The 23,413-nt window shown below is 67.1% G+C and carries 22 protein-coding genes; 21 read left to right on the top strand and 1 reads right to left on the bottom strand.

Annotation, left to right across the window (positions count from 1 at the left end):
• Window positions 1–138: 138 nt before the first annotated feature.
• From gyrA to mnhG, 21 genes are all read left to right on the top strand, one after another.
• Entirely contained in the window at window positions 139–2,793 is a 2,655-nt protein-coding gene (gyrA, locus tag APY03_RS36430; RefSeq protein ID WP_068685154.1) for a DNA gyrase subunit A, read from the top strand.
• A complete protein-coding gene (locus APY03_RS36425) occupies window positions 2,790–3,365 on the top strand; it encodes a DUF2059 domain-containing protein (RefSeq protein WP_068685153.1) in 576 nt (191 codons plus the stop codon). The genes gyrA and APY03_RS36425 overlap by 4 nt, the downstream gene beginning before the upstream one ends.
• A 50-nt stretch (window positions 3,366–3,415) precedes the next feature.
• The gene (gene serC / locus APY03_RS36420; RefSeq protein ID WP_068685330.1) at window positions 3,416–4,483 is read left to right on the top strand and encodes a 3-phosphoserine/phosphohydroxythreonine transaminase; all 1,068 of its coding nucleotides are present in this window, start codon (window positions 3,416–3,418) and stop codon (window positions 4,481–4,483) included.
• Window positions 4,484–4,507: 24 nt separating this feature from the next.
• The gene (gene pheA / locus APY03_RS36415) at window positions 4,508–5,626 is read left to right on the top strand and encodes a prephenate dehydratase (RefSeq protein ID WP_068685151.1); all 1,119 of its coding nucleotides are present in this window, start codon (window positions 4,508–4,510) and stop codon (window positions 5,624–5,626) included.
• 10 nt (window positions 5,627–5,636) lie between these two features.
• Window positions 5,637–6,515 (top strand): prephenate dehydrogenase, encoded by an 879-nt coding sequence (locus APY03_RS36410; protein ID WP_068685149.1) that lies wholly within the window; start codon window positions 5,637–5,639, stop codon window positions 6,513–6,515.
• 2 nt (window positions 6,516–6,517) lie between these two features.
• Window positions 6,518–8,512, top strand: coding sequence for a bifunctional 3-phosphoshikimate 1-carboxyvinyltransferase/cytidylate kinase (locus APY03_RS36405; protein ID WP_068685146.1), 1,995 nt, complete (start codon window positions 6,518–6,520; stop codon window positions 8,510–8,512).
• A gap of 168 nt (window positions 8,513–8,680) precedes the next feature.
• Window positions 8,681–10,369, top strand: a complete 1,689-nt coding sequence (rpsA, locus tag APY03_RS36400) for a 30S ribosomal protein S1 (RefSeq protein ID WP_068685144.1) — start codon at window positions 8,681–8,683, stop codon at window positions 10,367–10,369.
• 52 nt (window positions 10,370–10,421) lie between these two features.
• The gene (locus APY03_RS36395; RefSeq protein ID WP_068685143.1) at window positions 10,422–10,742 is read left to right on the top strand and encodes an integration host factor subunit beta; all 321 of its coding nucleotides are present in this window, start codon (window positions 10,422–10,424) and stop codon (window positions 10,740–10,742) included.
• 32 nt (window positions 10,743–10,774) lie between these two features.
• Complete coding sequence (locus tag APY03_RS36390) at window positions 10,775–11,083, top strand: LapA family protein (RefSeq protein WP_068685141.1); 309 nt, start codon at window positions 10,775–10,777, stop codon at window positions 11,081–11,083.
• Entirely contained in the window at window positions 11,073–12,257 is a 1,185-nt protein-coding gene (lapB, locus tag APY03_RS36385; protein ID WP_068685139.1) for a lipopolysaccharide assembly protein LapB, read from the top strand. The genes APY03_RS36390 and lapB overlap by 11 nt, the downstream gene beginning before the upstream one ends.
• 129 nt (window positions 12,258–12,386) lie before the next feature.
• Window positions 12,387–12,743 (top strand): ComEA family DNA-binding protein, encoded by a 357-nt coding sequence (locus tag APY03_RS36380; protein WP_068685137.1) that lies wholly within the window; start codon window positions 12,387–12,389, stop codon window positions 12,741–12,743.
• 179 nt (window positions 12,744–12,922) lie between these two features.
• Window positions 12,923–13,891: a TRAP transporter substrate-binding protein gene (locus APY03_RS36375; RefSeq protein WP_068685136.1), complete on the top strand. Its 969-nt coding sequence runs from the start codon at window positions 12,923–12,925 to the stop codon at window positions 13,889–13,891.
• A 15-nt stretch (window positions 13,892–13,906) separates the two neighbouring features.
• Window positions 13,907–14,416 (top strand): TRAP transporter small permease, encoded by a 510-nt coding sequence (locus APY03_RS36370; RefSeq protein WP_068685134.1) that lies wholly within the window; start codon window positions 13,907–13,909, stop codon window positions 14,414–14,416.
• Window positions 14,409–15,710, top strand: a complete 1,302-nt coding sequence (locus tag APY03_RS36365) for a TRAP transporter large permease (protein ID WP_068685132.1) — start codon at window positions 14,409–14,411, stop codon at window positions 15,708–15,710. Before APY03_RS36370 ends, APY03_RS36365 begins: the two co-directional genes overlap by 8 nt.
• A 19-nt stretch (window positions 15,711–15,729) precedes the next feature.
• On the top strand, window positions 15,730–16,107 hold the full coding sequence (gene crcB / locus APY03_RS36360; protein ID WP_068685130.1) for a fluoride efflux transporter CrcB: 378 nt from the start codon (window positions 15,730–15,732) through the stop codon (window positions 16,105–16,107).
• Window positions 16,108–16,150: 43 nt separating this feature from the next.
• On the top strand, window positions 16,151–19,099 hold the full coding sequence (locus APY03_RS36355) for a monovalent cation/H+ antiporter subunit A (RefSeq protein WP_068685128.1): 2,949 nt from the start codon (window positions 16,151–16,153) through the stop codon (window positions 19,097–19,099).
• Complete coding sequence (locus tag APY03_RS36350) at window positions 19,099–19,452, top strand: Na+/H+ antiporter subunit C (protein WP_068685126.1); 354 nt, start codon at window positions 19,099–19,101, stop codon at window positions 19,450–19,452. The genes APY03_RS36355 and APY03_RS36350 overlap by 1 nt, the downstream gene beginning before the upstream one ends.
• The gene (locus APY03_RS36345) at window positions 19,449–21,155 is read left to right on the top strand and encodes a monovalent cation/H+ antiporter subunit D (RefSeq protein ID WP_068685124.1); all 1,707 of its coding nucleotides are present in this window, start codon (window positions 19,449–19,451) and stop codon (window positions 21,153–21,155) included. The genes APY03_RS36350 and APY03_RS36345 overlap by 4 nt, the downstream gene beginning before the upstream one ends.
• Complete coding sequence (locus tag APY03_RS36340; RefSeq protein ID WP_083944841.1) at window positions 21,155–21,646, top strand: Na+/H+ antiporter subunit E; 492 nt, start codon at window positions 21,155–21,157, stop codon at window positions 21,644–21,646. Before APY03_RS36345 ends, APY03_RS36340 begins: the two co-directional genes overlap by 1 nt.
• Window positions 21,643–21,921, top strand: coding sequence for a K+/H+ antiporter subunit F (locus APY03_RS36335; RefSeq protein WP_068685120.1), 279 nt, complete (start codon window positions 21,643–21,645; stop codon window positions 21,919–21,921). Before APY03_RS36340 ends, APY03_RS36335 begins: the two co-directional genes overlap by 4 nt.
• A complete protein-coding gene (gene mnhG / locus APY03_RS36330) occupies window positions 21,918–22,268 on the top strand; it encodes a monovalent cation/H(+) antiporter subunit G (protein WP_068685118.1) in 351 nt (116 codons plus the stop codon). Before APY03_RS36335 ends, mnhG begins: the two co-directional genes overlap by 4 nt.
• A gap of 35 nt (window positions 22,269–22,303) precedes the next feature.
• Here the strand turns inward: mnhG and APY03_RS36325 are convergent.
• Window positions 22,304–23,413: autotransporter domain-containing protein (locus APY03_RS36325; RefSeq protein WP_157103517.1), on the bottom strand; the 1,110-nt coding region annotated here is incomplete at its 5' end.

Below are 23,413 nucleotides of genomic sequence, written 5' to 3'. Positions count from 1 at the left end.
GCCATGGGATCTTTGGCAAACCGCCCGGCAGGCGCCCCTGAACCGTAGGACGGAGGCGGATTCCCGGCCTTGTGTTGCGGCAGTGCGACACCCTGCACGGCGTAAAATTTCCGGTTCCTTGCCGTCAGCCCGCTGCCCATGACCTCGTTCGCCAAAGAAACTTTGCCCATCAGCCTCGAAGAGGAAATGCGCCGCAGCTATCTCGATTACGCCATGAGCGTGATCGTGGGACGCGCCCTACCGGATGCTCGCGATGGCCTCAAGCCAGTGCATCGGCGCGTGCTGTATGCGATGCACGAGCTGAACAACGATTGGAACCGGCCATACAAGAAGTCGGCGCGTATCGTCGGCGACGTCATCGGCAAGTACCACCCGCACGGCGACCAGTCGGTCTACGACACCATCGTGCGGCTGGCCCAGGACTTCTCGATGCGCCACATGCTGGTCGATGGTCAGGGCAATTTCGGATCAGTCGACGGCGATAACGCGGCAGCGATGCGCTACACGGAAATTCGGCTGGCGAAGATTGCGCATGAAATGCTGGCCGACATCGACAAGGAAACAGTCGATTTCGGGCCGAATTACGATGGCAGTGAGAAAGAACCGCTGGTATTGCCAAGCAAGCTGCCGAATTTGCTGGTCAATGGTTCAGGTGGCATTGCCGTCGGGATGGCGACCAACATTCCTCCTCACAACCTGAATGAAGTCGTCGACGGCTGCCTGCACCTTCTGCGCCACCCGGACGCCAGCATCGACGACCTGATGGAGATCATCCCGGCACCCGATTTCCCCACGGCCGGGATCATCTACGGCGTCAACGGCATCAAGGACGGCTACCGTACGGGTCGCGGCAAGGTGGTGATGCGCGCAAGGTGCCACTTCGAGGACATCGACCGGGGCCAGCGGCAGGCGATCATCGTCGACGAACTGCCCTACCAGGTCAACAAGAAGACGCTGCAGGAGCGCATGGCCGAGCTGGTGCACGAGAAGAAGATCGAGGGCATCAGCCATATCCAGGACGAATCCGACAAGTCGGGCATGCGGCTGGTGATCGAACTGAAGCGCGGCGAGGTGCCCGAGGTCGTGCTGAACAACCTCTACAAGCAGACTCAGCTGCAGGACACCTTTGGCATCAACATGGTTGCGCTGGTGGATGGTCAGCCGAAGCTGTGCAACCTGAAGGACCTGATCCAGGTTTTCCTGCAGCACCGGCGCGAAGTCGTGACTCGCCGCACGGTCTTCAACCTGCGCAAGGCGCGCGAGCGCGGCCACGTGCTCGAAGGCCTGGCGGTCGCGCTGGCCAATATCGACGAGTTCATCGCCATCATTCGCAACGCGCCAACGCCGCCAGTCGCCAAGGCAGAGCTGATGACGCGCCGCTGGGACAGCAAGCTGGTGCGCGAGATGCTCACCCGGGCGCGTGCCGACGGCGGCATCGTCAATGCCGACGACTATCGTCCGGACGGGCTGGAGCGCGACTACGGCATGAGCTCGGACGGCCTCTACCGTCTTTCGGACACGCAGGCCCAGGAGATCCTGCAGATGCGTCTGCAGCGCCTGACCGGCCTGGAGCAGGACAAGATCGTGGCCGAGTACAAGGAAGTGATGGCCGAGATCGACGATCTGCTGGACATCCTGGCCAAGCCGGAGCGCGTCTCGACCATCATCGGCGACGAGCTCGCCACCCTCAAGCAGGAGTTCGGCCAGAGCAAGCTGGGCGCGCGTCGAAGCCAGGTCGAGCACAGCGCCTTCGATCTGTCCACCGAGGATCTGATCACGCCTACCGACATGGTTGTCACCCTCTCCCACGCCGGCTATATCAAGAGCCAGCCACTGGGCGAGTACCGAGCGCAGAAGCGCGGCGGACGCGGCAAGCAGGCTACGGCCACCAAGGAAGATGACTGGATCGACCAGCTCTTCATCGCCAACACGCACGACTACATCCTTTGCTTCTCCAACCGTGGTCGGCTCTACTGGCTCAAGGTGTGGGAGGCTCCGGCGGGCTCGCGCGGCTCGCGCGGGCGGCCGATCGTCAACATGTTCCCGCTGCAGGAAGGCGAGAAGATCAACGTCGTACTGCCGCTCACGGGCGAGAAGCGCACCTTCCCGGCCAACCAGTACGTCTTCATGGCCACCTCCATGGGCACGGTCAAGAAGACCGCGCTCGACGAGTTCAGCAATCCGCGCAAGGCCGGCATCATCGCGGTCGACCTGGACCCGGGCGACTACCTCATCGGCGCCGCGCTGACTGACGGTGCGCACGACGTGATGCTGTTCTCCGACGGCGGCAAGGCCGTGCGTTTCGACGAGAACGACGTGCGTCCCATGGGCCGCAATGCCCGCGGCGTGCGCGGCATGACGCTGGAGGACGGCCAGGGCGTGATCGCCATGCTGGTGGCCGAGGACGAGGAGCAGAGCGTGCTCACAGCCACCGAAAATGGTTACGGAAAACGCACAAGCATTACCGAGTACACGCGTCACGGCCGCGGAACCAAAGGCATGATTGCCATTCAACAAAGTGAGCGCAACGGGAAGGTCGTGGCTGCCACCCTCGTGCACGCCGACGACGAGATCATGCTCATCACAGACAAGGGCGTGCTCGTGCGCACCCGAGTCTCCGAAATCCGCGAACTCGGCCGCGCGACGCAAGGCGTCACGCTGATCGGGCTCGACGAAGGCGCCAAGCTCAGCGGCTTGCAGCGCATCGTCGAGAACGACGCGAATGCGGAAAGCGACAACGAGAACGGCGCCGACGACGCCACTTCAACATCTTCAACGGAGAACCCTCAGTGAAAAAATTCAAGTTCGCGCTCCTCGCGGTCGCGCTCGCCGGCAGCTCCATGGCCATGGCCCAGGACAAGCCGGCAATGGTCAAGCAGTTCCTCGACCTGCAGCGCCCCGGCATCGAGGCACTCGCGCGCGGACTGGTCGAGCAGTCGAGCGCGCCCATCGCGCAGGCCGGCTCGCAATACCTGCAGACGCAGGTCCCCGCAGAGAAGCGCGAGGCCGCCGCCAAGGCTGCCGACGCCGAGCTCAAGAAGTACTTCGATGAGGCCTACCCCATCGTGCGCGACAAGGCCGTGGCGCTCGCACCCGATGCACTCGGCCCGATCCTGCGCGACAACTTCAGCGAGGAAGAATTGCGTCAGCTGCTGGCCTGGATCAACTCGCCCCTGAGCAAGAAGTACCAGGAACTCAATCCCAAGATGCAGACCGCGCTGACGGAAAAGCTGGTGGCCGAAACCCGCTCCAGCATCGAGCCGAAAATGCGCACACTCGACGCCAATGTCGCCAAGGCTCTGGGGGCCCCGACGGAAGGCGCTCCGCCGGCCAAGTCAGCGCCCAAGGCGCCCGCCAAGAAGTGACGCCAAGCGCCGGTCAACGCCCCTACAACTTCTCCGCCGGTCCGGCCGCGATGCCGGAGGCGGTGCTGCAACGCGCCGCCGCCGAGATGCTGGACTGGCACGGCAGCGGCATGGGTGTGATGGAGATGAGCCATCGCGGCAAGGAGTTCGGCGCGATCTGCGCCCAGGCCGAAGCCGACCTGCGCGCGCTGCTCGCGGTGCCCGAGTACTTCCACGTCCTCTTCATGCAAGGCGGCGGCCTTGGCGAGAACGCCATCGTCCCCATGAACCTGTCGCGCGGCGGAAACGTCGACTTCGTGATCACCGGCAGTTGGAGCGCCAAGTCGCAGAAGGAAGCGCAGCGCTATTGCCAGTCGCGCATTGCGGCCTCGAACGCCGACGGCCAGCACACATGGCTGCCCGCGGCTGCGAGCTGGCAGCTCTCAGGCGATGCCTCCTACGTGCACCTCTGCTCGAACGAGACCATTCACGGCGTTGAATTCCAGGAGTTGCCCGATCTGGCCGCGCTGGGAAGCAAGTCCCCGCTGGTCATCGACTTCTCTTCACACGTGGCTTCACGCCCTGTCGACTGGAACCGCGTCGGCCTGGCTTTCGGCGGCGCTCAGAAGAATCTCGGCCCGGCTGGCCTGACGCTGGTGATCGTGCGCGAGGACCTGCTGGGTCATGCGCTCGAGATCTGCCCCAGCGCGTTCAACTACCGGATCGTCGCGGACAACAAGTCCATGTACAACACCCCGCCGACCTGGGCCATCTACGTTGCTGGACTCACCTTCCAATGGCTGCGGCAGCAGACCGAGGGCGGGCTGACCGGCGTCGCGGCGATGGAGAAACGCAACATCGCCAAGGCGCGGCTGCTCTACGACTTCATCGACGCATCGCCGTTCTACGAGAATCGGGTCGCCGCCGATTGCCGCTCGCGCATGAACGTCCCCTTCTTCCTCAAGGACGAGAGCCGCAACGAGGCTTTCCTGGCTGGCGCGCGCGAGGCCGGCCTGCTGCAACTCAAGGGCCACAAGTCGGTCGGCGGCATGCGGGCCAGCATCTACAACGCGATGCCGCTCGAGGGCGTGCAAGCACTGGTGGGCTACATGCGAGAATTCGAGCAGTCGCACGCGTAGATTGAGACGCGTGCGACCTGACCGATGACCGCCTCCACGCCCCAGCCCCCCGCCTCCGACCCTTCCGCCAGCCTTGCCGATCTGCGGGTGCAGATCGATTCGCTCGACCGGCAACTGCTCGACCTCCTCAACCGCCGCGCCCACGTGGCCGAGCAGGTGGGTGAGGTCAAGAAGCGCGAAGGCACGCCCTACTTCCGACCCGACCGCGTCGCGCAGGTGATCGAGAAGATGCAGCAGAGCAACCAGGGCCCGCTCAAGGCGCTGCACGTGGCCGCCATCTGGCGCGAGATCATGTCGGCCTGCCTGGCGCTCGAGTCCCCGCAGCGCGTCGCCGTGCTCGGACCCGAGGGCACCTTCTGCGAGCAAGCCGCCATCGAGTACTTCGGCGGCGCCGCCGACCTGATCTACTGCGCGAGCTTCGATGAGGTCTTCCACGCCACGGCGGCTGGCAGCGCGCAATACGGCGTGGTCGGGGTCGAGAACACCACCGAAGGAGTGGTCACGCGCTCGCTCGACCTGTTCCTGCACTCCCCGACGCACGTGGTCGGCGAGGTCAGCCTGCTGGTGCGTCACCACCTGCTGCGCACGGTCAATTCGCTGGATGGCATCGAGGCGGTCCTGGCCCATCCGCAGGCGCTTGCGCAGTGCCAGACCTGGCTGTCCAAGCATCTGCCGCATGCGGAGCGGCGCGCCGTCTCCAGCAATGCCGAGGGCGCCCGGCTTGCAGCCGGCAACCCGGCCTGGGCGGGCCTGGCCAGCGAGCGAGCCGCCACGCGCTTCGGGTTGCACATCGTCTCGCATGCGATCCAGGACGACTCCTACAACCGCACCCGCTTCGCCGTCATCTGCCTGCCGCAGACCCTGGCCATGCCGCCAGCCTCGAGTAAGGACTGCACCAGCCTGGTGGTCTCCGTGCCAAACCGGCCGGGCGCCGTGCACGACCTGCTTGTCCCCCTGAAGCTCAACGATGTTTCAATGACGCGCTTCGAGTCGCGCCCCGCGCGCACTGGCCAGTGGGAGTACTACTTCTACATCGACCTCGACGGCCATCCTTCGCAGCCCAACGTGGCCGCCGCCCTCGCCGAACTGCGCAAGCTCTGCGCGTTCTACAAGGTTATCGGGGCCTACCCCGTCACCGCCTGAGGTCGCCGCCATGTTCGAACAGCTCGGCTTGATCGGCTGCGGCCTGATGGGCGGATCCTTCGCGCTGGCATTGAAGCGCGCCAAGCTGGTGAAGCGCGTGGTCGGCTACAGCAAATCGCCATCGACCACCGAGCGCGCCCGGCAGCTGGGCGTGATCGACGTCGCGGCGCCCTCCGCATTGCTCGCGGTGTCCGGTGCCGACCTGGTGCTGATCGCAGTGCCGGTGGGCGCCTCCGAAGCCACCTTCAAGGCGATTCGCCACGGCATCACCGAGCAGATACTCGTGATGGATGTGGGCTCGACCAAGGGCGACGTGATCGAGGCCGCGCGACGCGGGCTGCATGATCAGTTCGCCAGCTTCGTTCCGGCGCATCCGATCGCCGGCAAGGAGGTCGCCGGCGTCGAGCATGCCGATGCGAGTCTCTACGCCGGACGTCAGGTTGTCCTGACGCCCGTCAAGGCCACGCTGCGTTCCAACGTGCAGCGTGCAACACAGGTCTGGTCCGGGATCGGTGCCAAGGTCTTGACCATGACGCCGGAGGCGCACGACAGGGCCTTCGCGGCCGTCAGCCACCTCCCCCACCTGCTCGCCTTCGCCTTCACCAACGCAATCACGGCGCAGTCCGAGGGGCAGCGCTTCCTCGAGCTGGCCGGCCCGGGCTTTCGCGACTTCACGCGCATCGCAGCCGGCGACCCGGCCCTGTGGCGCGATGTCCTGCTGGCCAATCGCGAGCAGGTACTGCAGCAGTCGCAAGCCTTTCTCGCGTCCCTCTCGCAACTCGAAGCCCTGATGCGGGCAGGCGATTCGCAGGCGCTCGAGGACGCCATCGCCGCAGCGAGCGCCGCCCGCGCACGATGGCAGCCGGGCGCCGGCATGTCGCCCGACTGACCATGTTCTCCACGCCGTTCCTCGACCTTCCACCACTCGCGGGTGCCGGCGGCACCGTGCGCCTCCCGGGTTCCAAGAGCATTTCCAACCGGGTACTGCTGCTGGCGGCGCTCGCCAGGGGCACGACCACCGTGCATGACCTGCTGGACTCGGACGACACGCGGGTGATGCTCGATGCCCTCGCTGCGCTCGGCTGCCGCATCGATCGCGCGGGCGCCGCGCTGCGCATCGAGGGTCTCGACGGCCGGCTGCGCACCCCCCGCGCCAAGCTCTTCCTGGGCAATGCCGGGACTGCGATGCGGCCGCTGACGGCGGCGCTGTCGCTGCTCGGGGGCGAGTTCGAGCTGTCCGGCGTGCCGCGCATGCACGAGCGTCCCATCGGCGACCTGGTCGATGCGCTGGCGCAACTCGGCTGCCGCATCGACTACCTCGGCAACCCCGGCTATCCGCCCTTGGCCATCCATCCGGCGCCACTCGACACGCTCCAGCTCGCTGCGCCGATCCGGGTGCGAGGCGATGTCTCCAGCCAGTTCCTGACCGCCCTGCTGCTGGCGCTGCCGCTGGCCGCGGGGCGCGACATCACCATCGAGGTCATCGGCGAACTGATCTCGAAGCCCTACATCGAGATTACGCTCAACCTGCTGTCGCGCTTCGGCATCGAGGTCCGGCGCGAAGGCTGGGAACGCTTCGTGATCCCCGCGGGCAGCCGCTACCGCTCGCCCGGAGACATCCACGTCGAAGCCGATGCCTCCTCGGCCAGCTACTTCATTGCGCTCGGCGCGATCGCCAAGGGTGAAGGCATCCGCATCGAGGGTGTCGGCGCGGACTCCATCCAGGGCGACATCCGCTTCGTCGAGGCGGCGCGGCAGATGGGCGCCCGGATCGACAGCGGCCCCAACTGGCTGGCGATCTCGCGCGGAGCCTGGCCGCTCAAGGCAATCGAGCTCGACGCCAATCACATCCCCGACGCCGCGATGACCCTGGCCGTCATGGCGCTATACGCCGACGGCCCCTGCCTGCTGCGCAACATCGCAAGCTGGCGCGTCAAGGAGACCGACCGCATCGACGCCATGGCCCGGGAACTGCGCAAGCTGGGCGCCGTCGTCGAGGACGGCCCCGACTTCCTGCGCGTGCACCCTCTCCGCGCGGCCGACTGGCGTGCCGCAAGTATCCGCACCTACGACGACCACCGGGTGGCGATGTGCTTCTCGCTGGCGGCCTTCAACCCGTCCGGCCTGCCCGTGCGCATCCTCGAGCCGCATTGCGTCGCCAAGACCTTCCCCGACTACTTCGAGACCCTGTTCTCGGTGGCCGAGGCAGCCGAAGTCCCGGTGATCTGCATCGACGGCCCCACCGCCTCGGGCAAGGGGACGCTGGCCGTGGCCGTGGCGTACCAGCTGGGCTACCACTATCTCGATTCGGGCACGCTCTACCGCGTGACGGGCCTCGCGATGCGCCGCAGCGGCCTGGAGGCGGACGCGACCCACGAAGCACGGATCGCAGAACTCGCGCGCACCTTGCCCCTGCGCTTCGCCGACGGCAAGGTGCTGCTGGCCGGCGAGGACGTCAGCGATGCCATCCGAACCGAGGCGGCCGGCATGGACGCCTCCCGCGTCTCCGCGCTGCCGGCCGTGCGGCAGGCATTGCTGGCGCTGCAGAAGAGCTTCCGCCGCCTGCCCGGCCTGGTGGCCGACGGCCGGGACATGGGCACGGTCGTCTTTCCCGATGCCGCCCTCAAGGTCTACCTGACCGCCAGTGCCGCCCAGCGAGCGGAGCGACGCTTTAAGCAATTGGTTTCAAAAGGTATTTCGACTACACTCGACGGTCTTCGCGCCGATCTGGAAGCGCGCGACCTTCGGGACTCTTCCCGCAGCGTCGCCCCTTTGAAGCCGGCGCCTGATGCCCGCCTCCTGGACAACTCCGCGCTCTCGGTCGAGCAATCGGTCGAGCGAGTGCTTGTCCTGTGGCAGGAAGTACAGCCTTTCAAGTCTTCTTGAGAGGTGTTTCGGTCCAGCAGGTCCCCGCCGCGCGACAGCGCACCGGCCTGCTGGTTGTCCAACTCAACCCGGGCACCAAGCCCACAACCGCCGTCTCCAGACCCAGCCAGCCGCCCCGCGATCTTGCATTTGCGGCTGAAAACCCTGCGTGACGGAAGGAAATGACACATGTCTGAATCTTTTGCCGACCTGTTCGAAGAATCCCTGAAGCGTTCCGAAATGCGCAGCGGCGAGGTCATCACCGCCGAAGTCGTGCGCGTCGAGCACAACCACGTCGTGGTCAACGCCGGCCTCAAGTCCGAAGCCTACGTGCCGATCGAGGAGTTCAAGAACGACAAGGGCGAACTCGAAGTCCAGGCCGGCGATTTCGTCTCCGTGGCCATCGGCAGCGTCGAGAACGGCTACGGCGACACCATCCTGTCGCGCGACACCGCCAAGCGTCTGGCCTCGTGGCTGGCGCTCGAGAAGGCGCTCGAATCCGGCGACTTCGTCACCGGCACGACGAGCGGCAAGGTCAAGGGCGGCCTGACCGTCCTGGTCAACGGCATCCGTGCCTTCCTGCCGGGCTCGCTGATCGACACCCGTCCGATCAAGGACCTGACCCCGTACGAAAACAAGACCCTTGAATTCAAGGTCATCAAGCTCGACCGCAAGCGCAACAACGTGGTGCTCTCGCGCCGCGCCGTGGTCGAGGCCAGCATGGGCGAAGAGCGCGCCAAGCTGATGGAGACCCTCAAGGAAGGCGCAGTCGTGCGCGGTGTGGTCAAGAACATCACCGAGTACGGTGCGTTCGTCGACCTCGGCGGCATCGACGGCCTGCTGCACATCACCGACATGGCCTGGCGCCGCGTCCGCCATCCGAGCGAGGTGGTGCAGGCCGGCCAGGAAATCACGGCCAAGATCCTCAAGTTCGACACCGAGAAGAACCGCGTCTCGCTGGGCCTCAAGCAGATGGGCGACGACCCATGGATGGGCGTCTCGCGTCGCTACCCGCAGGGCACTCGCCTGTTCGGCAAGGTCACCAACATCGCCGACTACGGCGCCTTCGTCGAGCTCGAGCCCGGCATCGAGGGCCTGGTGCACGTCTCCGAGATGGACTGGACCAACAAGAACATCGCCCCCAACAAGATCGTCTCTCTGGGCGACGAAGTCGAGGTCATGGTCCTGGAGATCGACGAAGACAAGCGCCGCATCAGCCTGGGCATGAAGCAGTGCAAGGCCAATCCGTGGCAGGAGTTCGCGCAGAACACCAAGCGCGGCGACCGCGTCAAGGGTCCGATCAAGTCGATCACCGACTTCGGCGTGTTCGTTGGCCTGGCTGCCGGCATCGATGGCCTGGTGCACCTGTCCGACCTCTCGTGGAACGAGCCCGGCGAAACCGCCGTGCGCAACTACAAGAAGGGCCAGGAAGTCGAAGCGATCGTGCTGGCCGTCGATGTCGACCGCGAGCGCATCAGCCTCGGCATCAAGCAGCTCGACAGCGACCCCTTCACCACCTTCACCACGGTGAACGACAAGGGCCAGATCGTGACCGGCAAGGTCAAGACCGTCGACCCGCGCGGCGCCGAGATCGACCTGGGCGACGACATCATCGGCTACCTGCGAGCCAGCGAGATCTCCCGCGACCGCGTGGAAGATGCCCGCAATGTGCTCAAGGAAGGCGACGAGGTCACGGCGGTGGTGGTCAATGTGGATCGCAAGACCCGCAACATCCAGCTGTCGATCAAGCAGAAGGACCTGGCCGACGAGCAAGGCGCGATGGCCAACCTCAGCCAGCAGTCGGCACGCGAGAACGCGGGCACGACCAGCCTGGGCGCCCTACTGCGTGCCAAGCTCGACAGCAACAACGAAAAATAAGAACAGAAGGACACGGCAAGGGCAAAGCCCTTGCCGTGTTTTCGCCTGTTACATGACTCGTTCAGACCTTGTTGAGGAATTGGCGGCCCGCTTCGCGCAACTCACGCACCGCGACGCCGAATACGCCGTCAAGACCATTCTTGACGCAATGAGCGACGCGCTGGTGCGCGGGCACCGCATCGAGATCCGCGGCTTCGGCAGCTTCACGGTAAACCGGCGTCCGCCACGCATCGGACGCAATCCGCGTTCGGGCGAAAGCGTGCAGATCCCCGAGAAGCGCGTGCCGCACTTCAAGCCGGGCAAGGCCCTGCGCGAAGCGGTCGATGCGCGCACCGCGGAGCTGGATGCCGAGCAGCGTCGGCGCGAAGGCTGAAGCATAGAATTCCCCCGCCAACGGGGACGCGCATGAAATATCTCCTGTGGCTGCTCAAGGCAGCCATTTTTTTTACCCTCTTCGCTTTCGCGCTGAACAACCAGCACGACGCCACCGTTTACTTCTTCTTCGGCACCTCCTGGCGCGCCCCGCTGGTGCTGGTGGTGCTCGCCGCCTTTGCCGGCGGCCTGGTGGTGGGCGCACTCGGCATGCTGCCGGGCTGGTGGAAGCACCGCAGCGCAGCCGCCCAGCTCCCCGGTGCTGCTGACACGGCAGGCGGCGCGCCCACGACGCCAACGGCCACGACTGACCTGCCCGCCGTACGCCAACATGGACTTTGACTTCAGCTGGCTGCTGCTTGGCCTGCCACTCGCATTCATCCTGGGTTGGCTCGCCTCGCGCTTCGACCTTCGGCAACTGCGCATCGAGAATCGCCAGGCGCCCAAGGCCTATTTCCGCGGCCTCAACTTCCTGCTCAACGAGCAGCAGGACCAGGCCATCGATGCCTTCATCGAGGCCGTGCAGAACGACCCCGACACGCAGGAGCTGCACTTCGCGCTAGGCAACCTGTTCCGCCGCCGCGGCGAATACCAGCGCGCCGTGCGCGTGCACGAGCATCTGCTGGGCCGGGGCGACCTGAGCCGAGCCGATCGCGACCGCGCGCAGCACGCGCTGGCGCAGGACTTCCTGCGCGCGGGGCTGCTTGACCGTGCCGAGGCCGCACTGCAGAAGCTCGAAGGCACACGCTACGAGAACGAGGCCCGGCTGGCACTGCTTGCCATCTACGAGCGCTCCCGCGAATGGACACAGGCCGCCGCCGTTGCGCACAAGCTCGACGAGGCCGAACAGGCCAGCTACAGCGTGCGCCGTGCGCATCACCTCTGCGAGCAGGCCGCCGAGCAGGTGGCTGCCGGGGATGCCCAGGGGGCGGCCCAGTTGCTGGAACAGGCGGTCGCGCTGGCGCCACAGGCGCCGCGCCCGGCCATCGACACCGCCGCGCTGCAGCTGCGCAACGGCGATTCTGCCGGCGCCTACAGCACACTCGCCGCCCTGTGCGAGACCGCGCCGCTGGCGCTGCCGCTCTACGCCACGATGCTCCAGCAGGCCGCAGTCGCATCGCAGCGCGGTGGCGAGGCACTCCTCATGCTGCAGCGCCGCTATGCGGAGTCGCCTTCCATCGACGTACTCGAAGCCATCATGGCGCTCGGCGGCACCCCGGTGCTGCCCGACGATATCGGGGCGCAATCCACAACGCCACCGGAGCCGCGCGACGGCTACATCGCCCACCTGAGCCATCAACCCTCGCTGGTGGCGGCCGCGCGCTGGCTGGCCGGCGAGCGCTTCGCGCACGAGCAGTACCGCCAGCCCGTGCAGCGGGCTCTCGACCAGGCCACTCGGCCGCTGATGCGCTACCGCTGCGCCGCCTGCGGCTTCGAGGCGCACCAGCATTTCTGGCATTGCCCGGGCTGCCAGGCCTGGGACAGCTATCCGCCTCGGCGCGTGGAAGAGCTCTGAAATCCCTCAAATTGTCGCAACCTTCACACCGTTCGCGATCTTCTCGTTCAAATCCACGCCGCATGCAATCCGCATGCGACGGGACGCGAGGAGCGTCTCTTTCACAACGTTGACAGGGAAATTTCAAGAATGTTGAAGAAGATTCTGGCCATCATGGCCATGCTGTTTGCCGCTGCATCGTGGGCGGCTGTCGATGTCAACAAGGCGGGCGACGCCGAACTCGATGCCGTCAGGGGCGTAGGTCCTTCGCTCTCCAAGCGCATCATCGACGAGCGGAAGAAGGGTGGAGACTTCAAGGACTGGCCCGACCTCATGAGCCGGGTCAAGGGCGTCAAGGAAAAGGCGGCCGCCAAGCTGTCGGCCGAGGGGCTGACGGTCAACGGCCAGAGCTTCGGCGGCACGGCGCCGGCGACCAAGGTCGCGAAGGCCGAGTCCAAGAAGGAGAAGGCCGAGGGCACGGCAAAGAAAGCCGAGCCGAAGCCCTGAGAAACCCGCATGCGGCCCCACGCCGCATCGCCAACCGAAAGCCGCCCTCGGGCGGCTTTCTTGCGAGCGCCTCCGGTACGCGTCAGACGAAACCCTCAGGGGAAAGCCCCACGCGATGGCCCGATATTTGCACGTATGCTGCTCGACGCCTTTTCCCATCCGTACGTTCTGGAGAGCCCATGATTCACAAGTTCGGCATCGCCCTCGCCAGCCTCGCCCTTGGCGCGGCAGCCTTCGCGCAAACCAAGTGGGACCTTCCCACCGCCTATCCGGCCGCCAACTTCCATACCGAGAACATCACCCAGTTCGCGAGCGACGTCGACAAGGCGACCGGCGGCAAGCTCAAGATCACCGTTCATTCGAACGCCGCCCTGTTCAAGGCGCCGGAGATCAAGCGTGCCGTGCAGGGCGGACAGGCACAGATGGGCGAGATCCTGCTCGTCAACTACCAGAACGAATGGCAGATCTTCGGCACCGACGGCATTCCCTTCCTGGCCGACAGCTACGACGCCGCCTGGAAGCTCTACCAAGCCCAGAAGCCGGCGCTCGAAAAAAAGCTGGCCGAGCAAGGGATGATGCTGCTCTACGCGGTTGCCTGGCCGCCGCAGGGCATCTTCGTGAAGAAAGAGATCGCATCCGCCGCGGACCTCAAGGGCGTGAAGTGGCGCGCCTACAGCCCTGCTACGGCGCGCATCGGCGAACTGGTCGGCGCCCAGCCGGTCACGGTCCAGCAGGCCGAGCTGTCGCAGGCCATGGCCACAGGCGTGATCGAGTCCTACATGTCCTCCGGTTCCACCGGCTACGACACCAAGACCTACGAGTACATCAAGAACTTCTATGACACCCAGGCCTGGCTTCCCAAGAATGCGGTCCTGGTGAACAAGAAAGCCTTCGACGCGCTCGACAAGCCCACCCAGGACGGACTGCTGAAGGCCGGTGCCGAGGCCGAGAAGCGCGGCTGGGAAATCTCGAAGAAGAAGAACGTCGAGTACCTGGACCTGCTCAAGAAGAACGGCATGACGATTCATCCGCCATCGGCGCAGCTCAAGACCGACATGAAGAAGGTCGGCGACACCATGATCAAGGAATGGCTGGAAAAGGCAGGCCCCGAAGGCCAGGCGGTGGTCGACGCCTACAAGAAGATGTAGCCCCCCGTGACCCGGATGCGCAAGACGCTCGATTTCGTCTACGACAGCGCCGCCGCCCTGGCGGCGCTTTTCATGATCGGTCTGCTGGTGGCGGTGCTGCTGTCCATCGTCGGTCGCCAGCTGCACTTCAACATCGCGGGGCTCGATGCCTACGCCGGCTACATGATGGCAGGCGCCGGCTTCCTGGCGCTGGCCCATACGCTCAAGCGCGGCGAGCACATCCGCGTCACGCTGGTTCTCGGCAGGCTGCACGGCGGACCGCGGCGTTGGCTGGAGCGCTGGGCAACAGGAGCTGCGGCGCTGCTGGCAGCGCTCTTCGCCTTCTACAGCGTACGGCTTGCGTGGCAATCGCATGCCTACAACGACATCTCGACCGGCAACGACGCGACACCGCTGTGGCTGCCGCAGCTGAGCATGGCCGCCGGCGCACTGGTCTTCGCCATTGCCGCGGTCGACGAGTTCCTGATCGAATGGCGCGGCAGGCCGATGGAAGCCGAGACCGCCGAGGCCGTTCGCCATGAGTGACATCGCCGTCGCCGGGTTGCTGATTGCCACCCTTTTCCTCATTCTCGGCAGCGGCGTCTGGATCGGCCTCACCCTTTCGGGCGTCGCATGGATCGGCATGCAGCTGTTTTCTGCCCGCCCCGCGGGCGACGCGATGGCAGTGACCATCTGGGGCTCGGCCTCCGGCTGGACGCTCACCGCCCTGCCCCTGTTCCTCTGGATGGGCGAGGTGCTCTTCCGCACCCGTTTGTCGCAAGACATGTTCAGGGGTCTGGCGCCGTGGATGCAGCGGCTGCCAGGTCGGCTGCTGCACACCAATGTGGCGGGCTGTGCCGTGTTCGCCGCCGTCTCCGGTTCGAGCGCCGCCACCTGCGCGACCATCGGCAAGATGACGCTGCCGGAACTCAAGCAGCGGGGCTACCCGGACGACATGGTGATCGGCACACTGGCCGGCGCCGGGACCCTGGGTCTGCTCATCCCGCCCTCGATCATCATGATCGTCTACGGCGTCAGCGCAGACGTGTCGATCGCCAAGCTCTTCATCGCAGGCGTGGTGCCGGGCATCCTGCTGGCCGTGCTCTTCTCGGGCTATATCGCGGCGTGGGCGCTGCTGAACCCGCAACGCGTGCCGCCGCCGGATCCCCCAATGAGTTTCGTGCAGAAGCTGCGCGCATCGCTGACCCTGATCCCGGTCGCGGTGCTGATCCTCGCCGTGCTGGGCTCGATCTACGCAGGAATCGCAACCGCCACCGAGGCTGCTGCAGTTGGGGTGGTCGGGGCGCTGGTCATCTCTGCGACGCAGGGTTCCCTCACCTGGCAGACCTTCAAGGACTCGCTGCTGGGCGCCACGCGGCTGTACTGCATGATGGCGCTGATCCTTGCCGGAGCCGCCTTCCTCACGCTCGCCATGGGCTACATCGGCCTGCCGCGCCACCTCGCGGAATGGATCGGGACGCTCGGGCTGTCGAAGTTCCAGCTCGTGGTGATGCTGGCCCTTTTCTACATCGTGCTCGGCTGCTTCCTCGACGGGATCTCGATGGTCGTGCTGACCATGGGCGTGGTCATGCCGACGGTAGTGGCCGCAGGCATCGACCCGCTGTGGTTCGGCATCTTCGTCGTGCTGGTCGTGGAAATGGCGCAGATCACGCCGCCGGTGGGATTCAACCTCTTCGTGCTGCAAGGCATGACGGGCAAGGACCTCCTCTACATCGCACGCGTGACCCTGCCGATGTTCATGCTGATGGCAGCGGCGGTGCTGCTCATCTACATCGCCCCTGACCTCGTGACCTGGTTGCCGCGACAGATGGCGCCCTGAGGCGACGATACTTCCGCGCATGTTCCTGCACGTCCTCGCCATCTGCACGGGCGCCTCGATCGGCGCGCTGTGCCGATGGGGCCTCGGCATCTGGCTCGCCTCCGCGGGCCCCCTGCCCTACGGCACGCTCGCATCCAACCTGATCGGCGGCTACCTGATCGGCATCGCGGTCGCGGTGTTCCAGGCAATGCCGCAGCTCGATCCCGCCTGGCGCCTGCTGCTCATCACCGGCTTCCTCGGCGGGCTCACCACCTTCTCCAGCTTCTCGGCCGAGGTCGTCGCGATGCTGATGAACGAGCGCCTCGGCCTGGCGCTGGGCACCGCGGCGCTGCATGTCTGCGGGTCCCTGTTTCTCACCTGGCTCGGCATCCGCACGGTGCAGCAGTTCAGCGCCTGATCGCAGGGCTTGCGCCAGAAGGCGGTCGATAGAATCGAACGCGATGCCCCTTGCCCTCCTTGTCGCACTTCCCTTCATCGCCAGTGTGATCGCGGCCCTGCTGCCGTCGAACGCACGCAACCGGGAGTCGACACTTGCAGGCCTGGTCGCGCTGGGCTGTGCGGTGCATGTGGCGTGGCTCTTCCCTCGCCTCGCCGCCGGGGACGTGATCCGCGAAGAGATCCGCTGGATTCCCGCGCTCGGCCTCGATCTCGTGTTCCGCATGGACGGTTTCGCCTGGCTGTTCTGCATGCTCGTGCTCGGCATCGGCGCACTGGTGGTGCTCTACGCGCGCTACTACATGTCGGCCTCCGATCCCGTGCCGCGCTTCTTCTCCTTCTTCCTCGCCTTCATGGGCTCGATGGTGGGCGTGGTGCTTTCGGGCAACCTGATCCAGATGGTGATGTTCTGGGAGCTCACCAGCCTGTTCTCCTTCCTGCTGATCGGCTACTGGCATCACCGGCGCGATGCGCGACGCGGCGCGAGCATGGCGCTCACGGTCACCGGCGCGGGCGGCCTGTGCCTGCTGGCCGGCGTGCTGGTGCTCGGCCGCATCGTGGGCAGCTACGAACTCGACGCGGTGCTCGCCTCCGGCGAGCAGATCCGCGCCAGCCGGCTCTACCCGCTGGTGCTGCTGCTGGTCCTGCTGGGCGCATTCACCAAGAGCGCGCAATTCCCCTTCCACTTCTGGCTGCCGCGCGCGATGGCGGCACCCACGCCCGTGTCGGCCTACCTGCATTCGGCCACGATGGTGAAGCTCGGCGTCTTCCTGATGGCGCGCCTGTGGCCGGTGCTCTCCGGCACCGAAGCCTGGTTCTGGCTGGTGGGCGGCGCCGGCGCCGCCACCCTGCTGCTGGGCGGCTACGTGGCCATGTTCCAGCGCGACCTCAAGGCGCTGCTCGCCTACTCGACCATCTCGCATCTCGGGCTCATCACGCTGCTGCTCGGGCTCAACAGCCCGCTCGCCGCAGTCGCTGCCGTCTTCCACGTGATGAACCACGCGACCTTCAAGGCCTCGCTCTTCATGGCGGCGGGCATCATCGATCACGAGAGCGGCACGCGCGACATCCGCAAGCTCAGCGGCCTGCTGAAGCTCATGCCGATCACCGGCGCCCTGGCCATCATCGCCAGTGCCTCGATGGCCGGCGTGCCGCTGCTCAACGGCTTCCTCTCGAAGGAAATGTTCTTCGCCGAAACCGTCTTCATCCAGGCCACGCCCTGGGTCAACCGAAGCCTGCCGGTCATCGCCACCCTGGCCGGCGTCTTCAGCGTGGCCTACTCGGCCCGCTTCGTGTTCGACGTCTTCTTCGGCCCGCTGCCGGGCCCCGAGGTGCCGAAGCAGCCCCACGAGCCGCCGCACTGGATGCGCGTGCCGGCCGAGTTGCTGGTGCTGATCTGCCTGGTGGTGGGCGTGGCCCCGGCCTGGTCCGTGGGCGCCTTCCTCGCCACTGCCGCGACGCCCGTGGTCGGCGGCACGCTGCCCGAATACAGCCTCGCGGTGTGGCATGGCTTCAACCTGCCGCTCGCGATGAGCGCCGTCGCGCTGGTCGGCGGTGCCGGTCTCTATCTGCTGCAGCGGCGGGGCCGCGCGCATGGCGCGCTCGCACGCACCCCGCTGCTGCACCGCTTCGACGGTCAGCGCATCTTCGAGAACCTGATGGCCCGCCTGAGCGAGGCCGGCCGGCGCAGCCGGCGCGTGCTGGGCACGCGGCGCATGCAGATGCAATTGCTGCTGCTGGTCGTGGTGGCGGTGGCCGGGGCCGGCGCCTCGCTGTGGCTCACGCCGGCGAACCGCGGCACACGCGAGCTGCTGCCCTTCTCGCCGATGTTCGCGATGACCTGGGTGATCGGCTGCACCTGTGCGCTGGCGGCTGCCTGGCAGGCCAAGTTCCACCGCCTGACCTCGCTGATGCTGGCCTCGGGCGCGGGCCTGGTGTGCTGCACCACCTACATCTGGTTCTCGGCGCCCGACCTCGCGCTGACGCAGCTGGTGGTCGAGACCGTTACGATGGTGCTGATCCTTCTCGGCCTGCGCTGGCTGCCGATGCGCACCGCCAAGCCGCAGCCGATGCGCGCGCGCCTGCGGCCGTGGGGCCGGCGCGGGCGCGACCTGCTGGTAGCGTCCGCCGCGGGCGGCGGCATGGCGGCGCTCGCCTGGACGATGATGACGCGGCCCTTCCCGCAGAGCATCTCGCCCTTCTTCCTGGAGCGCGCGCTGTCCGAAGGCGGCGGCACCAACGTGGTCAACGTGATGCTGGTCGACTTCCGCGGCTTCGACACCTTCGGCGAGATCACGGTGCTCGGCATCGTCGCGCTGACCGTCTATGCGCTGCTGCGGCGCTTCCGCCCCGCGCCTGAATCCATGGCCCTGCCCATGCAGCAGCGGGCCCAAGCCGACGACGGCAGCAGCGACCTGCTGAACCCGCGCCGCGCCCCGGACACCGCCATCGGCTACCTGATGGTGCCGGCCGTGCTGGTTCGCTTCCTGCTGCCGCTCGCGGCGCTGGTGTCGGTCTACTTCTTCATGCGCGGCCACAACCAGCCGGGCGGCGGCTTCGTCGCCGGGCTGGTGATGTCGGTGGCGCTCCTGCTGCAGTTCATCGTCTCGGGCGCCGAATGGGTGGAGGAGCACCTGCGCATCTATCCGCGCCGCTGGATCGCCGCCGGCCTGCTGCTGGCCCTGGGAACGGGCTCGGGCGCGCTGCTTTTCGGCTATCCCTTCCTCACCACGCACACCGCGCACCTGCACCTGCCGGTGCTCGGCGACGTACACGTGCCGAGCGCGCTGTTCTTCGACATCGGCGTGTTCGCGCTCGTGCTCGGCGCGACGATGCTGATCCTCACGGCGCTCGCGCACCAATCCATCCGCAGCCACCGCTGGGCCGAGGAACAAGCGGAGAAGGAAGCCGAGCGCGCAGCGCTCGCGGCGCTCGCAGCGAAGGGCGCCGCCTGATGGAAGCCGTGCTCGCCATCGCCATCGGCGTCCTCACCGGCTCGGGTGTCTACCTGCTGCTGCGGCCACGCACCTTCCAGGTGATCATGGGTCTCACGCTGATCTCCTACGCGGTCAACCTCTTCATCTTCAGCATGGGCCGCATCAAGGTCGACAGCGAGCCGGTGCTGGTCCCCGGCCTCGCCGCCACCCTGGCCAACACAGCCGACCCGATGCCGCAGGCGCTGGTGCTCACCGCCATCGTGATCGGCTTCGCGATGACGGCGCTGTTCCTGGTGGTGCTGCTCGCCTCGCGCGGGCTCAGCGGCACAGACCACGTGGACGGCGAAGAAAAGACGGAGCTCGCGGAATGACGGGCCTCGTCTCCTTCCTCGACCGCCTGCTCGAGTTCGGCATGCCGCACCTGGTCGCGGTGCCGATCCTGCTGCCGCTCCTCACGGCCGCGCTGATGCTCCTGATGGGCGAGGAGCGCCGCCGCGCCAAGTCCTTCCTGAGCGTGGTCTCCGGACTGCTGGGCCTCCTGGCCGCGCTGGCCCTGCTGCGCTGGGTCAACGCCGCTGACACCGGGGACGGCCCCGGCTCGGTCGGGGTCTACCTGCCCGGCAACTGGCGCGCGCCCTTCGGCATCGTGCTGGTGGCCGACAGGCTCTCGACCATGATGGTCGCGCTCACCGGCGTGGTCGCCTTCTGCGCCTCGATCTATTCCACCTCGCGCTGGGACCGCGCGGGCGTGCATTTCCATCCACTGCTGCAGCTGCAGCTCATGGGCCTCAACGGCGCCTTCCTCACCGGCGACCTGTTCAACCTCTTCGTCTTCTTCGAGGTGATGCTGGCCGCCTCCTACGGTCTGCTGCTGCACGGCTCCGGCCGGCTGCGCGTGCAGGCCGGCCTGCACTACGTAGCGATCAACCTGGCGGCCTCCTCGCTGTTCCTGGTCGGCGCGGCCCTGCTCTACGGGGTGACGGGCACGCTGAACATGGCCGACCTGGGCGTGCGCATCGCGCAGCTGGCGCCGGCCGATCGCGGGCTGGTGCATGCGGCGGCAGCCATCCTCGCCACCGCTTTCTTCGCCAAGGCCGGCGCATGGCCGCTCAACTTCTGGCTGGTGCCGGCCTACAGCGCCGCAGTGTCGCCCGTGGGCGCAGTGTTCGCGCTCCTTACCAAGCTGGGCATCTACACGCTGTTGAGGCTTTGGAGCCTGCTGTTTGCGCCAGATACCGGCAGTTCGGCGACGTTCGGGCAGGGGGCGCTGGTCGCAATCGGGCTGGCCACGCTGTTCTGCGGCGCGCTCGGCATCGTCGGCACGCAGCGCCTGTCCAACCTGGCGGGCTTCAGCGTGCTGGTGTCCGCCGGCACCCTGCTGGCGGCCATCGGGCTGGGCCAGCCGTCCGTGTGGGCCGGCGCGCTCTACTACCTGCTGAGCTCCACGCTGGCGGTCAGCGCCTTCTTTCTCCTGACCGACATGATCGAGCGCTGGCGCAACGCCGGCCTGAGCATCGCGCCGCACGAGGCGCCCGGCGGCGCTCCTTTTCTCGCGGAGGATCTGCGCAACGTGGAAGACGTCAACCTCGACGATGAGGCGCAGGCACTCTATGGCCGGGCCATTCCCGCCGGCATTGCCTTCCTCGGCCTCAGCTTCCTCGCCTGCACGCTGCTGCTGGCGGGCCTGCCGCCGCTGTCGGGTTTCGTCGGCAAGTTCGCGATGCTCTCGAGCCTCGTGGGCGAGACGCGTGGCCTCTCGCCGGCCCACTGGACCTTCACCGCGCTGCTGCTCGCCTCCGGCTTTTTCACGCTGATCGCGCTCAGCCGCACCGGCATCCGCCATTTCTGGACCCAGCCGCACCAGACCCTGCCTGCGCTGCGTGCGCTCGAGGTGCTGCCGGTAGCGGCGCTGCTGGCCGCCTGCCTGGCCCTCACGCTGATGGCCGAGCCGGTGATGCAGCACGCCAGCGCCACCGCCCAGGGGCTGCGCTCCCCCGGCGCCTATCGCGAGGCCGTATTCGGCGCGCGCCAGCGGCCCGGCCCGACCCTCTCCAAGGGAGACTCCGCACCATGATCAAGCGCTGGCTGCCCTCGCCGCTGCTGTCGCTGGCGCTCTTCGTCGTCTGGCTGCTGCTGAACCAGTCGTTGGATGCGGCCACGCTGCTGCTCGCGGCCTTGCTCGCGATTGTGGTCCCGCTGCTGACGCAGAGCCTGCGGCCGGCGCGCGTGAAGATGCGAAAGCCCTGGCTCGCGCTCCGGCTCGGAGGCCTGGTGGGCTACGACCTGGTGGTTTCGGCGTTCGCCGTGGCCCGCCTGCTCCTCACCCGGCGCAGCAGGGAGATGTCGCCGTGCTTCGTGCGCGTACCGCTCGCAATGCGCGACCCCAACGCGCTCGCCACGCTGGCCATGATCCTCTGCCTGACGCCCGGCACGGCCTGGGGCGAGATTGCGCTGGACCGCTCGACCCTCCTGATCCACCTCTTCCACGAGGAGGACGAAGCGGCATTCATCGGCATGATCAAGACCCGCTACGAACGTCCACTGATGGAGATCTTCGAATCATGACCCCGATACTCCTCTGGGCCCTCAAGCTGGCGCTGCTGCTGCTCGCCGTGGCCATGCTCTGCGCGCTGGCGCGGCTGCTCATCGGCCCCGCCGCGCAGGACCGCATCATGGCGCTGGACTGCCTGTACATCAACGGCATGCTGATGATGCTGGTGCTCGGCATCGTCTACGCCAGCAGCGTGTACTTCGAGGCCGCGATGCTGGTTGCGCTCTTCGGCTTCGTCGGCTCGACAGCGCTGGCCAAGTTCCTGCTGCGCGGCGAGGTCATCGAATGAACGACTTCATCGCGGGCCCGTTGCCGCTGTGGGCAGAGATCCTGACCGCGGTGTTCGCTGTCGCCGGCGCCGCCTTTGCCGCCATCGGCTCCTTCGGGCTGGTGCGGCTGCCCACCTTCTTCCGGCGCATCCACGCGCCAACGCTGGGGGCCACGCTGGGCACCTGGTGCATCACGCTGGCCACCAGCGTCTACTTCTCCGTGCAAGGGGCGCATCTCTTCCTGCATGCGGCGCTGGTCGCGTTCTTCGTCGCCCTCAGTGCGCCCGTCACGACCATCTTCCTGATGCGCGCCGCGCTGTTCCGCGAGCGCCAGAAAGACGGCGGCCTGCCACCCGAGCACCCCTGAGCCACCGCCGGACCCGATCCGCGCCGAGGCATCGGCTACCAGGTCACGCGCAAGCCGACCGTGCCCTGCACCGATGACTTCACCCGGGTGTCGCCGCCCGAGCTGAAGGTGCGGCCGATCTCGCCGTACACCGTGGTGCCCGGCGTGAGCGCCAGCGAAAGTCCGCCTGCCACTTCGGTCGCGGTGTAGCCGCCGCTGCTGGCAACGCGGGTGGCGGCAGCCGGGGCAACGAAATCCACCACATCGGCGCCCGCGCTGGCGCGGTAGACGTTGAACCGAGCGTAGGGCTGCAGCCGCCCCGCGCCGGTGGGCATGTCGCCCTTGATCCGCACGCCCAGACGGCCGATCCAGCCGCCATCGGCATGTTGCCGGACCAGCGCGCCGTTGATCGACACGTCGTCGACGCGCGTTCTTTGGCGAATCAGCTGCACCTGTGGCTCGATGCTCCAGCTTTCGGACAGCGCGAAGGACTTGCCGGTCTCGATCGAGGCGGAGACGCTGCGCGCCTTGCCCGACACCGGCAGGCTGCCGTCGGGCCGCACGCTGTAGCGGTGGTGGCCCGCTTGCAGCACGGCCTCGACGTACCAGCCGCTGGTCGCGTCGCGCCAGTTTGCATAGCCGGCGAGATAGCGCGACTGCAGGTCCGTGCTGCCGACCCTGCCGAAGGCGCCGTTCGCGTTGCCGCTCACGTCCGCGCTTCCGTCCAGCCCTCCGACGTAGGCGCCGACGCGCCAGTTGCCGCCGGCAAGGAGGTCCGCGCCGACCTGCACGCCGCCGACATGGCCCCGGCTGTGCGGGGCAGCATTGCCGGCCTGGCGCAGGTCGAGGTCGGTGTAGACCGCGCGTGCCCAGGCGCTGCGATCCGGGCCGGTGTCGCCGACGCGGCCGTGCATATTGCCGAGCATTGCGAGATCGGCTTGCCGAAGCTGGGCAGGGAGCGCCGCGAAGAGCGGCACTTCGGTGCGGAGCACCGGCGGGGCCGGAGGCGGCGCGATGGCGGGCGCCGGTGCCTGGGAAATCGCCGCGGCTTCGGGCGTTTTCTCGGTGGTCGTCGAAGCGACTTCGGGCGCAGGCGCCGCTGCGGGTGCCGGTGCCGGTGCCGCTGCGGGTGCGGGTGCGGGTGCAGGCGCGGACGCAGGAGCCGG

The organism is Variovorax sp. WDL1 (assembly GCF_001541225.1).
Taxonomy (GTDB): domain Bacteria; phylum Pseudomonadota; class Gammaproteobacteria; order Burkholderiales; family Burkholderiaceae_C; genus Variovorax.
Note: the sequence above shows the minus strand (reverse complement) of the source record. Positions and strands in the feature narration are given on the sequence as shown.

Excerpts from the sequence above, each read along its gene's own strand:
- pheA (WP_068685151.1), top strand. The coding sequence starts at position 4,508 with ATGACCGCCTCCACGCCCCAGCCCCCCGCCTCCGACCCTTCCGCCAGC.
- APY03_RS36335 (WP_068685120.1), top strand. The coding sequence starts at position 21,643 with ATGACCCCGATACTCCTCTGGGCCCTCAAGCTGGCGCTGCTGCTGCTC.
- gyrA (WP_068685154.1), top strand. The coding sequence starts at position 139 with ATGACCTCGTTCGCCAAAGAAACTTTGCCCATCAGCCTCGAAGAGGAA.
- APY03_RS36350 (WP_068685126.1), top strand. The coding sequence starts at position 19,099 with ATGGAAGCCGTGCTCGCCATCGCCATCGGCGTCCTCACCGGCTCGGGT.
- APY03_RS36405 (WP_068685146.1), top strand. The coding sequence starts at position 6,518 with ATGTTCTCCACGCCGTTCCTCGACCTTCCACCACTCGCGGGTGCCGGC.
- APY03_RS36380 (WP_068685137.1), top strand. The coding sequence starts at position 12,387 with ATGTTGAAGAAGATTCTGGCCATCATGGCCATGCTGTTTGCCGCTGCA.
- APY03_RS36345 (WP_068685124.1), top strand. The coding sequence starts at position 19,449 with ATGACGGGCCTCGTCTCCTTCCTCGACCGCCTGCTCGAGTTCGGCATG.
- rpsA (WP_068685144.1), top strand. The coding sequence starts at position 8,681 with ATGTCTGAATCTTTTGCCGACCTGTTCGAAGAATCCCTGAAGCGTTCC.
- APY03_RS36370 (WP_068685134.1), top strand. The coding sequence starts at position 13,907 with ATGCGCAAGACGCTCGATTTCGTCTACGACAGCGCCGCCGCCCTGGCG.
- lapB (WP_068685139.1), top strand. The coding sequence starts at position 11,073 with ATGGACTTTGACTTCAGCTGGCTGCTGCTTGGCCTGCCACTCGCATTC.
- APY03_RS36355 (WP_068685128.1), top strand. The coding sequence starts at position 16,151 with ATGCCCCTTGCCCTCCTTGTCGCACTTCCCTTCATCGCCAGTGTGATC.
- APY03_RS36395 (WP_068685143.1), top strand. The coding sequence starts at position 10,422 with ATGACTCGTTCAGACCTTGTTGAGGAATTGGCGGCCCGCTTCGCGCAA.
- serC (WP_068685330.1), top strand. The coding sequence starts at position 3,416 with ATGCCGGAGGCGGTGCTGCAACGCGCCGCCGCCGAGATGCTGGACTGG.
- APY03_RS36410 (WP_068685149.1), top strand. The coding sequence starts at position 5,637 with ATGTTCGAACAGCTCGGCTTGATCGGCTGCGGCCTGATGGGCGGATCC.
- APY03_RS36365 (WP_068685132.1), top strand. The coding sequence starts at position 14,409 with ATGAGTGACATCGCCGTCGCCGGGTTGCTGATTGCCACCCTTTTCCTC.
- APY03_RS36375 (WP_068685136.1), top strand. The coding sequence starts at position 12,923 with ATGATTCACAAGTTCGGCATCGCCCTCGCCAGCCTCGCCCTTGGCGCG.
- APY03_RS36390 (WP_068685141.1), top strand. The coding sequence starts at position 10,775 with ATGAAATATCTCCTGTGGCTGCTCAAGGCAGCCATTTTTTTTACCCTC.
- mnhG (WP_068685118.1), top strand. The coding sequence starts at position 21,918 with ATGAACGACTTCATCGCGGGCCCGTTGCCGCTGTGGGCAGAGATCCTG.
- crcB (WP_068685130.1), top strand. The coding sequence starts at position 15,730 with ATGTTCCTGCACGTCCTCGCCATCTGCACGGGCGCCTCGATCGGCGCG.